Genomic DNA, 15,167 nt, shown 5'->3' with positions numbered 1-15,167 from the left:
GAAAAACCTTCCAATATAAATTCGGAGGGTTATTTGTAATGCTTAGATTCTAGTATAGCAGTATTTTTTCAAGCTTCTAATGAAAAATGTTGACAAGATATTAGCTGGTTTAGCTGAACAGGCCACCGATCGATAGGTGGCCTGTTCAGCGGTGTGTTAACGTGCACGTTAGCAGAATACTGGTAAGATGCGCCTCTCCATCAGAGTAATATATTCGGATTTATATGGGCTAAATCCGAATATGTCGATAAAAGAAAATTTGAGTCGTCTGGAGAACATCTTCCCAGCCAAGATTGCCGCCTTGAAGACTATGATTTGCTCCTTTGATTTCCAGAAAACTGGAGTTATGAAGCGCTTCGTGTAATATTTCTGCCTGTTTGAATGGAATAATCTCATCTTCAGTACCGTGAATGATCAAGAATGGTGGCGCGGCATCTGTTACAAATGTAATCGGGCTGGCCATCTTTGCCCTTTCCGGATGCTCTCTCACATGCGATGGCATAGCGATGTCGAGCAACAGCGGCTTGCCGTCCGCTTCCCCATAGATTACATCTGAGATCATTTGAATTTCTTGTTCGAACATCTATTATTACTCCTCTCCCATAGTTAAGCCTGCGATTCCTGGTTGACACGATATTCTTATTCAGCTCAGCAAATGTGTCCGTTAGTTCAATAAGCGTCGGCGCTCTAAAGGTATTTCTTTGTCCAATTATTAATAACAATTGCAAAAATGATTAGCCCGAGTACGATTATTAATCCTCCAAAAATGACAGGCCAGAAGTCGAAGCAAATACCTCAAACCTCCATAACGAGTACCCGTAAGCCGACCCCCGCTTCAGACCCAGCATCCGTACATATCTTGCGCTCTTGGCTGAGAACGAGATATCGTCGATCCCCCCGTCCCCGGAAGTGGTCGCGAATACATCCGTCCAGGTCTTGGCATCATTCGATACTTGGATCTTGTAGGCTTTCGCATAGGCTGCCTCCCAGCTCAGATAAACCCGGTTCACCGTCTTGACCGCGCCGAGATCGGCATAGATCCACTCGTTGTCGGTATAGTTCGAGCCCCAGCGCGTCGTCCCGTCACCGTCGACCGCGTTAGCGGGCGCAAGCGTTGCAACATGGGTCGAGCTGGCCGCGACTGCAGCACCGGCGGCGAGGTTAATGCCGTACAGATGTATGTTTTCCAATCCCGCGTGAGCCATCTTCATAATGCTGACCATTTCCGTGTATGGCTGATCCTGCTGATCTACGAGTCCGATATTGTAGCTTTCTCCGTCCACGCGTCCGGTGACGGCCTGATCGAAATAGGCATACCAGCCTGAGCCGACGAACAGCGGATTCTGTGCCTGGCTTTCCGCGAATGCCCGGTAGGCTACTCCCCGCTCAAGGGTACTGGTCGTCTTCGTAGGGGCGCTGATATATGACAAACCGCGGTCGGACGAGCCGAAGGAATGCTCGAGATTGAGCAGCGGCTTCCCGAAAGCCTCATATTCGTCCATCCAGCTGCCATCCCTCGTATAACTGTCCACCGAGAAGGCATCGACATACGGCATCGCCCCCCGATCCCAATCCAAGCTCGTTCGCCAAGTAGGGACGATAGTGGAGCCGAGAAACAAATGATTCGGGTCATTCCGCTTCAGGATGTCGCGGATCATAGCGTAATACGTCTCGGATGCCAAGGTGATAAAGCCGGATACGTCCGCAGAGGATACCTTGGTGATTGCGATCGGAGTGTCCTTGAGCGCGTTGAACGAAACGGCGTTCATGCCGAGCAGCATATTGACGTTATCGAGACTGCCGTGCCGCGTGGCATAATAATCGACGAAGGCGCCTTTCGCCGGAGAATCCGCCCCGTACGTCAGCAGCTCTTTGACGATATCGGTTGTCCAGCCTGCTTCGTTATCGTAGGTGTAGCCGATTAACCACTTGCTGTTGCGCGCGTTTTTCAGCTGCGTCTTTAGCGTATTCTCGATGATCGGCGCGGTCTGAGGATCGAACACGTCGTACGACCATAGGATTCTTCGCAAGTTAGCAGGGTCCTGCAGCACCTGAACGTACGGAAAAACGACGCCCTTCGGCTTGGTCCACTTGCTGAAGGCATTGAACCCCCACTGTATCAGGCGTTTGCGCGTGATATCCCCCCATTTCGCCTCGTAATCGCTGCCGTACTTCTTCATTACATTCGAGACAATGAAGGTGACGTACTCGCCTTTCTCGTCCTTGGTATAAGCCGGCGCGTATAGCGTCCGGTCGGGCAGCAGCTCGAAAATTTGCCTTGGCGTGCCGTCCGGCTTCTGCGTCGGCGTCTTGTAGCCGGCTTCCCATAAACTTGCGGCATCCACCCCTTTCAATAAGAAAGGATACCCGTCCGGCGTAATGAACCACCATTTGCCGTTGACCTGCTCCAGCCTGAAATAGCCGGTACTCTCGTATTTCCCAATACGCTTGATGCCGCCGTAAGAATCGTAGATTTCCGGGTCATATGCGACGTTCGCCAAGGCGGCGGCTTCGTCCGTATAGTTCTGACGCAGCTGCGCGTCGGAGGTGATTTTACCCGACCAAGCATCGTTCATCCATTGGCCGTAACGGTCCACCAGCAAGGCGTCCTTGTTCAGCTCGGCCTTTAGCTGCTCCGCGGTGAACGAGGGCTTCGGATTTTGCCCCGGCGTGCCGCTGCCTTGCGTGATTTCAACTTCCGTCAGAGGGATATGCTGAAAGGCTTGCGTGCGTGTGATGTCCAGCACGATGAACCTGGCCGTCACGCCTGCCATCGGCACGTTGACCGTATAGTTCAGCTCGGTGCCTTGTCTGATATGCCTGGTTGCGATGTAATAACCTGTGGCCGCTTCCGGGCGGTATTTGACGGTCATATCTTTGAAGCCCCAGTATTTGTTCGGTGAGTTCATCACCACACGCAATTGATCAAGGGGATAATCCCTGAGCAAGTCGATCACCACATGCACCGTCATCGGCGATTTCGCTTTCCCCATCCAGCCTGCATAGGCGGTTGTACCGTCATACAATACGCTTTTCGCCGCCGCCATCAGACCGGTCGATAGCAGATCCGGTGAATTGCCTCCATCCGGAGAGACACTATAGACATAATTGCCCGTTTTGAGCATCGTTCCTTCACCTCGAGCATGACCGTTTGGAATAAATGCCGCCAAGGCGGTCATTGCCATTAGGAACGCCAACACACTTCTTGCATACATTATTACCCCGTTCTTCATCAGTACCAACCTCCTTTCTTCCTGTATCGTCTCTTGCAACGGATATGCTTAGAATTACTTTACATAATTTACCTTAAAACAGAAAAGGGTACCCCAGACCCAACGTTGCTTGAGTCCGAGGTACCCCAATGACTAGGAAGGATGCGGGACGCGAAACCTTCCTTACCTATTTTGCGAAACGGAAAGAACCACCCAGTCCGGTCGCTCACGAAGTGTTAGGTTGCTGCTGATTCCGCCAAACCGTCTGTCCCATCAGATCCCGTATGGCGCCCAGATAGCGGTCTTCCGATGCCGACCAGCGCAGCTTCGCCATCTCTTCCACATCCGGTCCGGCCAGATATCGCAGCTGGACGGACTCGTCGACCGCGGCGGCGTACGTGCTATGATTTAGCCTGATAAATAATCTTTCTTAGTTCAGCAGTCTGATCTTTTGGTATTTCGTATCCTTGCACTCTATCCGCTATATCGACGAGTAAGGCGGTACTTCCATCTTCGTCAGCAACGTTTAACACGTATTTCTTTTCTGTGCCATCTTCGAACGTAAGGTACATGAACAACATTGCACTATAATCTATGTCACCTTTCATTATTATCGCTTTACTGATTGCTCTCTGGAATATCCTTATTTCATCAATTTTCTCATAAGTCACGCTGTCATCTACAAATGCTGCTGTCTGCATTTTCTTACATCCGTCTGCACATTCGAGTTTAATGCTGACAATCTCTTTTCCATCCAGAACATCGTTTACACACCCAGTAATACCAAGGACCAAAATTAATATCACAACGAGGAAGCTGCTTCTTAGAATTGTACCCACCTGCCTTACCGTTTTCTTCAGACAACATATTGACGAATTAGTAAGGCAAAAGTAGCTATACTAGCCCGTAAGATGAGAAACTGGCACCATTATTCTGGCTGCCGTTTCTTCTTGTTTGTTGTGTTATAGTGTCCCGTTAGACTACTCTAAAAAAATCGCCATCTTCTGATCTATCAGTCCAATCTGAGAGGCCGCGCCTCCCTGGTTGCCATCGAACATCGCGGAGACTAGGAAAATCTGCTCTCGCTTCTCCTGAACCGCAACAGAGAATACTTGCGTCTTTTCGACAAACTTACCCATCTTCATGTCGTAGGCATAATCGAGATTATTCGGCGTTGCTTCATGCGCATATTTGAGCCCATAGAGATTCATGACTTCGGCTTTGCTCATCCCGACGCGTGCTCCGCGAGCCGTTTGATACACGTCTTCGGAACCCTCCAAAAGTTGAAAGCCCACGGCGACATCGCCGCGATACGCTACGCGCACACCCGAATGATACATTACAAAGGGATGCCCACTATCGCCACCGTCCTGAATGATCGCCTCGATATCCGCTCTCGAATCGCCATAACACAAGGCCTTGCTATTTTGTATGCTAACAATGCACTTATCTTTATCCGAGAAAGTATCCGCCTGAAACGAAGTCTTTTGCCCCCGACAGCCGCTGATCGCGAACAACGCGATTACACTGATCATCCATAAGTTTATCCTCATCACACGCCCTCCTTTCATAAGGAATATTATACTTCATTTGTAATTCTTGATTGTAATTGGGTTTCTCTAAATGAGGATAATCATTGCGCTATACTGCCGTTACTTCAATGGACACGGCAGCTGATCGTTTGACCAGCTGCCGTATATCGTGATTGAGCTATCGTTGAATGGCATATATAATGTTACTCGTCAGCTAGCTTTATTGCTTTTTCAATGACTGGATCTAGCTTATTTTCCAGGTCATCCATAATTGCATAAAACTGTTCATCCAAATTTTCGAAGAACTCATTTAGTTCATCGTGGTCCCATGAATCGATAATCTCATTCCGTTCTTCTATATTTTCAGGAGGTACTCCACCAGGGAACATAGAACCAATATTGTTTACTAATGTAATTGCAGATTCTGCCCCGATTGTTTCAAGGTCTTCGATAGTTTCCTTATAATTGTCTGCACCATGATTATAAAAGAAACTAATCAAGCCGCCTCCGCTCACATCACCGATTAATCCATCAACGTTTAACCAAATTTTTTCATATTTATTCAAACTAGATTGTCCATCATTTTCGACTTTCTGCCAGATATTTTGCCAGACTGTCTCTTTATCCATTCTATGCCCCCTAGTTTTATTACTCGAATAATTCGTCATGTCATGGAGCTATCCTGCCCATTCGCTTAATAACAAAGGAGCAGCTGCCGCCCGCAGACTGCTTCTCCTGTTTGTTACACTAAAGTGCCCGTAAGCTTAAAGCTCCATCATTAAAAAAATTTTTAAACTCTTGTGCTGGTCCTTTGTTGTCTTTGCGCCTAGTTTCGGTGAACTGACCATTTGTATATTCGTTTACTACTTTTCTCCAGAATATCTGAGCAGGAATATTCCAATCAAATTCACTAACTTTCCAGTTGCCCAAATACAAATTGAATGCCTTATATGCAGCTTCTTTTCCTACGTTCTTATTCCTAAATTTCTTTAAGATAAAAAAATGATTGAGGTAGTAAGTACCTTCTTCTATAAGTTTTTTTATGATAACAAAACCAGCTAATTTACTATCAACTCTTATAAAAAACAAGTCATAATTCTGACTTTCATACCAATCTCTATGATTAAGACTACGAATAAATGAGCCCTCTTCACTAATATCTGAACCACTCAGTTCAGACAAGTCATACGCAACAAATTCAAAGAGATTTTCTAATGTATCTAATCCACCTTCAGTAATTCTCTCCAATTCCACGAACACACATCATCACCCTTAGCCCGAATCTATGTACGTCATCAATGCCGGGAGCCTCATTGCAATTGTACTACTCGAATATTATTCCAAGTTACCAAAGTAACGACCATTAACGTTAGGCAGTATGTGCGACTAGCAAATTTCCGTCTAAATCGAATATTTTAAGAAACCTTCTGCCTTCCTCTACTGGTGATGCTTTTGGATCCCCATGTACTTTTATGGCACCTTCAGATACCTTCTTACATAATTCATCCATGTCATCAACTTGAAATCCAATCGTAGGAATGGGTTCTCCGTTAACAGAGAATGTTGAGGTAGTTTCGTCGGAAGTTTGCCATAAAAAAATATGTGTTTTATCCTCAGCAAAACTAATGATTGAAAATTCACTGAAATTAGCATGTAACTTACAATCCAAATAGGTAGTATACCAAGTAATTGCCTCGCCCAAGTTTCTAACTGGAATCTGTACGTGACTAATAGACTTACTCATCTTAATCCTCCTCATCTTTTGCTAGCCTACGGGCTAGATCCGAATATGTCGATTAAAGAAAATTTGAGTCGTCTGGAGAACATCTTCCCAGCCAAGATTGCCGCCTTGAAGACTATGATTGGCTCCTTTGATTGCCAGAATACTGGAGTTATGAAGCGCTTCGTGTAAAATTTCCGCCTGATTGAATGGAATAATCTCATCTTCAGTACCGTGAATGATCAAGAATGGTGGCGCGGCATCTGTTATAAATGTAATCGGGCTGGCCATCTTTGCCCTTTCCGGATGCTCTCTCACGTATCCGCCGATTAGTCGAGATTCTAACGACTCAGGTGAGTCATGAAAGCCGTCCAACATCTGCAGGAAATCGACTGGGGCCGACCAGGCGGCAACCGCCTGCACGGAGCTGGAAATACCGGGATTCCCACTACGGCCTTCCATTTCTTCTACCTGTCCAGTCGTACCTAGCAATGCCGCCAGATGCCCGCCGGCGGAATGCCCGAACACACCAATCCGTGCCGGATCGGCACCGAAAGATTCTGCGTTCGCTCGAAGCCAACGAACAGCTGCCTTCGCATCATGCAACTGTGCAGGATAAATTGCTTCGTTGCTGAATCGATAATTGATGCTAACGGAGAAGTAGCCCTGGGCTGCAAAGTGACGAACAAACATCCCGCTCTCCGAAGGTTCAGCCTTGTCACCCCATAACCACGCGCCTCCATGAATATACAAGGCAATCGGAAGTTTACCTATCTGCTGCGATGGCATAGCGATGTCGAGCAGCAGCGGCTTGCCGTCCGCTTCCCCATAGATTACATCTGAGATCATTTGAATTTCTTGTTCCACCATCTGTTTATGCTCCTCTCCCATAGGGAAGCCTGCGACTCTAGGTGACTCGATATTCTTATTCAGCAAATGTTCTCCCTTAGTTTAACGACTGAATTTATGATTCTAGCAAATCATTTGCTTGCCATATTAATATCTTATTTCCATCGGGGTCATACATTGCAAAACTATAACCAATCCATGAATGGTCAAAAACATCTTCGACTGATACTCCATTTAACTTTAAATACTGGTGCAATGCATTGGCATCATCTGTATGGATTTGGATAATTGGAATTACAAAACCATTTAGCTTCCATTGGACGGTTTCGTCTACTTTTAGTAAATTGATGTCAGGTCCACTCGATAATCTTAAAAACGTATCTCCCTCTCTTATTTCTCCTTCGTATCTACAGCCAAGATGTTTCACATACCAATCTGCTGATTCTTTGACATTCATAACAGGAATACAACAATTAATTACGTTTTTCACTGGAGCTGTTAGCATATTATTAACTTCCTCCTAAAAAACATAGTTGCGGATTCCAACACTCAAATATTATCGTACAAGTGGTCTTGTGTAAATATTTTCCTTTTAACTAAAATGCCCGTTACTTCAATGAAAAACAGCAGCCGATTGCTGACCGGCTGCCGTCGCTTGACCTAGTATGTTTAGGCTAACATTTTGTATTGACGACGTCTTGGCCCCTTAGAGCCGCTGCTGGATGTGGTCACCCGCTTCTCAGAGTGACCCCGAGCGTCAATATGGTGTTACCCGAAGGAAGTTCTGGAAGCAGCCATTGTATTTAAGGCGTTCTCAAAATAGCTATATACTTCATCTGCTATTCCCAGAAACTCTTCAACAAGTACATGACTATCCAAGTAACAAGCATACAGATAATCAACTAAAGCGGAGTCAATCTCGCAATAGTCTAATATGGCATCCTTCATCTTAATAATGTCATCTTGCCATACACCTGTATCTTCTAAAACCAAAGAGTATAATGCACGAATTAATCTCTTAGAATAACCTTTAATATATCTAGTTTTCATTGTGTTATCACTAGCATTAGAAAGTGAACTATGTATACGAGCTACTTCCTCCTTGGTCTCTGTATTTAAGTCTAAAATGAACGCTGGAGAAGCAATTATCGGTGGCACTTTTTCACCAACGTCATCACCATATAAGCACACGCAAATGATCTTAATCCAAAAACCCCACTCATTCGGTTTACTTAATACATCGTCAATCGAGCAAATTATCGTATCAATCTTAGTTACTACTGGATATTCTTCCAAAAGCCTGTCTTTAATAGTTGACACTCTTTCGTAATCAATATCTTCGGGATTTACACATACAATAGTAAAGTCTGCATCTGACTTAAAAGGTTTAGCTGTTCCTTTTGGAATCGAGCCACACATATAAATGCTATGAATCTTACCTTTAAATTCGGTAAGTAAATTATCTATATACTTCTCAACAAAATCCTTATATTCACTTTGTATTTCAATTCTATTTATAACTTTCTCTAATATCATATAGACTCCTCCTGAACATGTAAGAACTTCTTTCGGCTCGTGGTCTGCCCGACTTTCTTATTTATTAGGATTAAACTTAATTTTTCTTCTACTCCAGCTATCAATTTCTTTTGTGATGTCACTAAAACTACATTCACCAGACTCTATTTTCCAGTTACTATCATGATGAAGCGGTAAATATTCTGTATTATACGCCGGGTCCATCAGGACTGGATCTTGACTGCCAATTAGATTTGAAAGTTTAATGGCATCGACATTTTTTCCCTTCCAGTGGTCGATTTCATCGTAATAATGATCTAGCTCAGGGTGCAGAATGGCTGTCACTTTTGAATCATCCGCTAATAACTTTTGTGTTTCTAGTTCGTAGAAAAAGCTAATAAATTGATACGCTTCCTCCTTGTGCTCTGAGGCTGAAAGTACTCCCATAGATGTAACCATATGCGTCGTAACTTGCTTCTTTGTACCTCTCGGCATCGGCAATACGTCCCAATCGAAGCTCCAATGAGGGTCAGGCGGGAAATCTCCGATTACAAATAATGCTTTTCCTTGTGGAAAGCGCTCCCCAACAGTGCGTAGTACATTTCCATTAACGATCACTTGATGTTTGTTGAAGAGATCGTACATCCATTGAATGTCCGCAATGACCTCGGGTGTATCAATAACACTTTCCGTCAAATCACTGTTCATGAAAAATAAATGATCTGCATGTCCGTTCGCAATCGAATATAACGATTTAACATACCACGTGATACATGGAGTAAAGTCAAGACCATATTGATGTATCGAAAGGTTGGTGGCCTTTATTGCGAGTTCAAAGAAATCATCATATGTCCAATCGTTCGGCGGCATCTCTAGATTTAAGCTTTTCAACAAATCTTTATTGACATAAAACCAAAATGTGTTTGTAAATACGGGAACAGCATAAGTGTGATCGCCAGTTTTGTAGGCGTCCAGCGTTCCTTCAACAATAGTTGAGCTATTTATCGTATTATCGTTCCTAATATAAGGCGTTAAATCCTCAAGCAAACCTTTTACAATCCAATAAAAGCAATCGTACGTTATTGCTAAATCCGCAGACTTGCCCTCTTTTTGTAAATTATTTTGCCACTCGATTAAACTCAGAGCTTCGCGTCCCGCGGAATCAATAGGATTGATCGTAATCCATGGATATCTTTCATTGAACTTGTCCAGGTATTTCTGAAAGCCGTGCACCATCCAATCGTAAATTAAAAGGTTTAGTGTGACTGGTTCTTTGTTCATCATGACCTCCGAATTTAATACGAGATAAGTTCTTTATTTTCAACTGAGGTACTTTGGCACCGATCACTTCATAATTAAAGCCTATATCGGTATAAAACTGAACTGTATGATTCCCTCTTAGTATATGGAACATTTGTTCTCATGTAAAGTTTTTCCTTTTGAAAATGTACAATATAACTTCTTGTCTTAGCACAAAGAAAGCTGCCGGATTCATTTGCCGGCAGCCTCGTTGATGACCTTAAGGGGATCGAATATTGACTACTAAAGTTGAACGATTCTACCTTCCTTTGCTGAGATGTACCCTGCCTCTGTCACCTCTACAACACGGGCGGCCTCTTCAGCGGGCGTCAAGTTGATTCCTCCATCCCTAATGGCAGACAGAAATGCTTGAACCGTAGTTATACTCTGGCCATCAACTGGCAGCTCCTCACGATCTCGTACTCTGTCCACCGACACACGTTCACCGTCGCATGTCAAGGTGCCCAGGTCGCCTAAAATGCGAAAGTGATTTTTTGCAGCGAACATGTCTCCAGGCGTGATCGAATTGGAGGACAAGGAGATCAGTGCCCCGTTTGTCATTCGGACTTGCACATTCAGGTATGCTTCTTGTGGTTTTTCAGGAGGCTCTGAAAACGCGATGACACTTTTCGGTTGCGAACCCGCAAACCACAAAGCAAGGTCCGTAAAGTGTGAACCCGTATCTGCGAACATGCCGCCGCCCATTTCTTCCGGGTTGTTTCTCCAATCACCAGGTGTTATTCCAGCATTTCTGAACCACTCTGGCCCAAAACTTTGCATGAGTTTTTCAAGTTCCTGTGGCGGGGTAGCGCTTAGAAATGCCCCCGCGTTTTGCGAACATGTCGCTTGAACCTGGCGAACCGTTCCGATCTCCCCCGCGTCCAATGCTCTTTTGACAACTTGATAAACAGCTTGATAACGGCTCTGATACGCAACCATCAATACTTTACCGGATTCCTTTTGCGCCGCTGCCATAGCCCAAGCATCCTTGAAGTTGAAGCGATAGGCTTCTCGACCAGTACATGCAGCCCTTTGTTCAAAGATGCGATTGCAGGTTCAGCATGAGAGGCATGAGACGTGGCGACAATCACTGCGTCTAACTGTTCTTTCTCTATCATCTCTCGCCAATCTGTATAAGCACTCCGGACTCCCGCACCCTTCTTGATCTTCTCGAGCAGATCGGAATTTCGCCGCGAAATCGCAACGATCTCGGCATTCTCTGACGCCTGCAAAGCGGGTATGTGAATAAACGCTGTCCAAAACCCCGCTCCAATTATACCGATGCGAAGTTTTTGTTGTTCCATAGGCAGCACCTTCTTCTTGAGTTTTGAATTAATCGAAAGTAGATAATTGCGAGTTACAACTTAAATTGGAATACCTTCAATAATGGAAACAGGTGTAGGAGTCGGTATAATTCGAGATAGTTTAAAGCCGGATGCCTTTAGCAATGCTTTCAATTCACTCTCCGTTCGCTCTTTACCAACGACCGAAACAATCATTTCCAAATCCATAAACTTGCTCGGATGAGGGGCGTCCCCAGGCTCGATTACCGCTTCAAGTAGAATGAGCTTACCATTATCATGCATCTGCTGCCGACAATTACGAAGGATGGTCACGGCTTCATCGTCGTCCCAATCATGAACGATGTGTTTCATTAAATAAACGTCGCCGCCGGGCGGGACCGAGTTAAAGAAGTTTCCGGCTAAGCAAACGCAGCGGTCCTCAAGGCCGGCCGACCGCATATTTTGTTTCGTACCTTCGATAACAGCCGGAAGGTCGTAGACGGTGCCTTTCAAGTGAGGGTTCTGGTTTAAAATCGTGGTCATAATTCCGCCATACCCACCGCCAACATCGATAATTTGATTACAGTCGGAAAAATCATAACTGCTTAGATAAGGTACAAGCATATTGGAAATGGCGATCATCGCATTATTGAACACTTCGCCTGCTTCCCGATTTTCCACCATATAATCGAAAAAACTTCGGCCGTGAACCTCTTGAAAGGCATTTTTCCCCGTTCTCACTGAATAGATGAGATTGCTCCAGGATTCCCGATGCCACTTCTCTCCGAATAAAATGGCCAAATCTTTTATCGAACCTGGCGTTTCCGACTGCAAAAAAGTACCTAGCGGCTGAAGGTCAAACATTCTATCATCCAACTCTTTGAATAATTCTACGCTGGAAAGCGCCCGCATTAGCCGGTATAAGGTCTCAGGGTGCGTGTCGGTCAGCTCGGCAAGCCGCTCATGGCTCAAAGGACCCTCCTTCAACAAATCCGCGATACCGAGCTTTGCGGCCACGGTTATGCATTGCTGAACCCAACCCCCAAATATCATTTGCGCAAGGGGTATAGGGGATACCCCTTGTTGCTGGTCTGCATGTTGCATCCGATCACAGCTCCAATCCCTTTTTGATATCGGGGATGCACAATCAATCCGTCATCCCTCAATATCAGTATAGGATTGGCGCTGTAGCATGGGAATTACCCGAAAGTTGTATTAGCGAAGTAACAAATTACGCACTCTCACGACTCCAAGAGCAGTGTTAATTTCGTGATTCTTCCTTGAAGAGGTTGATTAGCTGTACTCTGTTTTTAATGTCTAGCTTCTCAAAAATATTGGATAGGTGCTTTTTGACGGTTTCTTCGCTAAGATACAGCTCGCGAGCAATATCCTTGTTTGAGTTGCCGTTTACTAAGCTTTTTACGACCTCTCTTTCTCGAGGAGAAAGCCGACCCATAACGTTCGGATGTTCTTGTAAGGATGATAAGGAAAGACCAAAGGAATAGATCATTTTTTCTATGTAGGGTAAAATTTTTTCGCCTCTCGCATCCATAACATAATAAGGAGTCGGTGTCTCTCCATCATAGTCGTAGTGCAGGATATCGTTCCTTTTTTCCATCCCTAGGCCCAATAGAATCGAATCAGACACAGGATTGGCCGTAGGGGAAGCAACGACATAACCTGATGTCAATATATAGGTGATAAACGTAGATATCGCGGCTTGCATCACATTTGGATCGAAGTAATCGTATACATCGACGGTTTGGACAAAATAACCGGACTTCGTATGCCCAGGAACACTCAATTCTTTTCTCTCGGCTTCTGAGAGGTTGTTGAAATAGATGGCTGAGACGGGACGGGTTCTTAGCTCATTCATGGTAAGCTCGTTAATGGGGATGCTCACGATGAGACCGTAAACGTTGCCTTTTTCATTCCGTATGATCATAACGCAAGAGGGCTCCAGCTCATACAGCTCTTTTAATCGGATCTGATTTAGTATGCTAATGCTTTCTTTTTCCGTCATTAGATAGGTGGCTTGCTCATTTGTTTGCCTATCCACGTATATGACGTCGCCGTCTTTGACCTCAATTTGCCTTTGTTTCATATAATCTTCTGCTTCCGCCCAGTTCGCGGGATGCAGCTGTTCCATACTGTAGGAAATCGACTGCCGATTAGACATGAACTGGATAAAGTGGTTTCCGAGATAGAAGAGTATTTCGGAGTTTTCCCACGCCGCGGCGCCTTTTTTGTTATTACGTTCGATTTTGTCGGAATAGTAGGATATAGAACGCAACCAGAGCTGATTATAAAAGTCCGGTGTTCGTTGACGGAACTCGAATCCGATGGCATCGCGAAGTAGATCATGCAATATCCATCCACGGTCGACGCGTTGAATGAAAGAATAAGAAATTAAGTTGCGGAATTGCTGGGGTGAGACGGTCTTGCCAAGGGCATACGTCAGCAGATCGTGGTTAAAATGGCGCAATACGGATATCGTTTCCACGATTTCTCTCATATCCGGATCGGGGACTTCTTGAAGCCAAGAAGCGACAACGTGAGAAAATACATCGCTATCATCGGGAACCGCTGTTGAAGATGACGGCTCGGTCTGCATCGTCGAGACGAGAAGCGAAAGCGTCAATGGATGCCCCTTGGTTCTTGCCCAGATCTGATGCACACCGTTAGGTTGCGTGATGCCGGAAAGCTCCAGATACTTCTTAACCGCGTCGAAGTCAAGCTCCGAAAGCGGCATTCTGCTAATAAGGTGCCGCCAACCAGGAGAAGCTAGCCAAGAGCCTTGCATAGGAAATCTGCCGGATATTATCACAAGGATATCCGGCACCAATCGAGGCATCAACGATACTCTTAGCCAGCGCTCCGTTTCTCCGATGGCTTCGAATGTATCTAGAACTAAGACTAGTTTGTCGTCTTTTGCGTAGAATTTTATCGCATGAACACAGATATCCGTTAATTGATCAAGGGAAGTCTTCGGCTCCAATTGATCGATGGGGTAATGAAATACATTAAGCAAGTGCATGCAGACGTCATATGAATTTCTCGGCAGGACGCGACAGTCGACAATAAGGTATTTAGCTCGTGCAGATATGGAGATTCTTCGAAACTCGTTCAACAGATAACTTTTCCCGACTCCACTAGTTCCGTAAATATTAATGATTCCTCCGGAAATCTGATCCGTATTCAGCCGATCTTGGAACTGGCGGACTTCCCTTTCCCTGCCTACGAGAAAACGCTGCTCCAAGCGATCGATTTCGGTTAATTTCTGTGAATCTAAATCCCTCATAGTTCCTATCCACCTTTTCACAGAATTAGTTGCTAACGTAATGCCAATTTTGAACAGTCCAATAAGTTCCCATGTTCCAACTTGGCATACTATTTATTATGTTAAATCATGAACGTTAAACACCATAATCAAACAAGTTATAAATTGCCCGTTAGTTCAATGAAGGCAGCCAAACGACTTTGTGTCCTTTATTGGAAAACAATACAACTTCTTGTCTTTTGAAAAGAACAAAAAGTTGTATCCATAAAACAAAAAAACCGCGTAGAACGCGGATTTTAATGCAAATATGTTCTTGTCCTCCTACATTTCTTACTGTTTGTTTTCTACTGCCCCTCTATTTGGCGTTAGCTTCTATTTCTTGGCGTTCATTGGAATTGAAATCGTCTTCTTATATGGCTTAATATAGTGGAAGCCGGTTAACAGAAGAAATTCCGGCTTATCCCACGTTTTCACGGA

The 15,167-nt window shown here is 44.8% G+C and carries 15 protein-coding genes; all 15 read right to left on the bottom strand.

Going from position 1 to position 15,167, the window contains the following annotated elements:
- Positions 1-229: 229 nt before the first annotated feature.
- A complete protein-coding gene (locus AC0YNS_RS31450; RefSeq protein ID WP_475784807.1) occupies positions 230-583 on the bottom strand; it encodes a prolyl oligopeptidase family serine peptidase in 354 nt (117 codons plus the stop codon).
- A 169-nt stretch (positions 584-752) separates the two neighbouring features.
- Positions 753-3,233 (bottom strand): discoidin domain-containing protein, encoded by a 2,481-nt coding sequence (locus AC0YNS_RS31445; RefSeq protein ID WP_475784806.1) that lies wholly within the window; start codon positions 3,231-3,233, stop codon positions 753-755.
- A gap of 380 nt (positions 3,234-3,613) precedes the next feature.
- Positions 3,614-4,018, bottom strand: coding sequence for a hypothetical protein (locus tag AC0YNS_RS31440; protein ID WP_475784805.1), 405 nt, complete (start codon positions 4,016-4,018; stop codon positions 3,614-3,616).
- Positions 4,019-4,192: 174 nt separating this feature from the next.
- Complete coding sequence (locus AC0YNS_RS31435; protein WP_475784804.1) at positions 4,193-4,765, bottom strand: hypothetical protein; 573 nt, start codon at positions 4,763-4,765, stop codon at positions 4,193-4,195.
- Positions 4,766-4,947: 182 nt separating this feature from the next.
- A complete protein-coding gene (locus tag AC0YNS_RS31430) occupies positions 4,948-5,373 on the bottom strand; it encodes a DMP19 family protein (protein WP_475784803.1) in 426 nt (141 codons plus the stop codon).
- Positions 5,374-5,491: 118 nt separating this feature from the next.
- The gene (locus AC0YNS_RS31425) at positions 5,492-5,998 is read right to left on the bottom strand and encodes a GNAT family N-acetyltransferase (protein ID WP_475784802.1); all 507 of its coding nucleotides are present in this window, start codon (positions 5,996-5,998) and stop codon (positions 5,492-5,494) included.
- Positions 5,999-6,113: 115 nt separating this feature from the next.
- Positions 6,114-6,488, bottom strand: a complete 375-nt coding sequence (locus tag AC0YNS_RS31420; protein WP_475784801.1) for a VOC family protein — start codon at positions 6,486-6,488, stop codon at positions 6,114-6,116.
- Positions 6,489-6,521: 33 nt separating this feature from the next.
- On the bottom strand, positions 6,522-7,334 hold the full coding sequence (locus AC0YNS_RS31415; RefSeq protein WP_475784800.1) for an alpha/beta hydrolase fold domain-containing protein: 813 nt from the start codon (positions 7,332-7,334) through the stop codon (positions 6,522-6,524).
- A 94-nt stretch (positions 7,335-7,428) separates the two neighbouring features.
- Complete coding sequence (locus AC0YNS_RS31410; RefSeq protein WP_475784799.1) at positions 7,429-7,818, bottom strand: VOC family protein; 390 nt, start codon at positions 7,816-7,818, stop codon at positions 7,429-7,431.
- Positions 7,819-8,081: 263 nt separating this feature from the next.
- On the bottom strand, positions 8,082-8,849 hold the full coding sequence (locus tag AC0YNS_RS31405; protein WP_475784798.1) for a nucleotidyltransferase domain-containing protein: 768 nt from the start codon (positions 8,847-8,849) through the stop codon (positions 8,082-8,084).
- A 57-nt stretch (positions 8,850-8,906) separates the two neighbouring features.
- Complete coding sequence (locus AC0YNS_RS31400; protein WP_475784797.1) at positions 8,907-10,112, bottom strand: extracellular solute-binding protein; 1,206 nt, start codon at positions 10,110-10,112, stop codon at positions 8,907-8,909.
- 258 nt (positions 10,113-10,370) lie between these two features.
- Positions 10,371-11,102 (bottom strand): Gfo/Idh/MocA family protein, encoded by a 732-nt coding sequence (locus AC0YNS_RS31395; protein WP_475784796.1) that lies wholly within the window; start codon positions 11,100-11,102, stop codon positions 10,371-10,373.
- Positions 11,066-11,431 carry a Gfo/Idh/MocA family protein gene (locus tag AC0YNS_RS31390; RefSeq protein WP_475784795.1) on the bottom strand — a complete coding sequence of 122 codons (366 nt, stop codon included), beginning with the start codon at positions 11,429-11,431 and terminating at the stop codon, positions 11,066-11,068. Before AC0YNS_RS31390 ends, AC0YNS_RS31395 begins: the two co-directional genes overlap by 37 nt.
- Before the next feature lie 60 nt (positions 11,432-11,491).
- A complete protein-coding gene (locus AC0YNS_RS31385) occupies positions 11,492-12,463 on the bottom strand; it encodes a methyltransferase (protein ID WP_475784808.1) in 972 nt (323 codons plus the stop codon).
- A 208-nt stretch (positions 12,464-12,671) separates the two neighbouring features.
- Entirely contained in the window at positions 12,672-14,711 is a 2,040-nt protein-coding gene (locus AC0YNS_RS31380) for a response regulator transcription factor (protein ID WP_475784794.1), read from the bottom strand.
- Between the last annotated feature and the right edge of the window lie 456 nt (positions 14,712-15,167).

Source organism: Paenibacillus sp. J22FR21 (assembly GCF_056269135.1).
The sequence above is the reverse complement of the archived record's forward strand: the minus strand, read 5'-3'. Positions and strand labels throughout refer to the sequence as shown.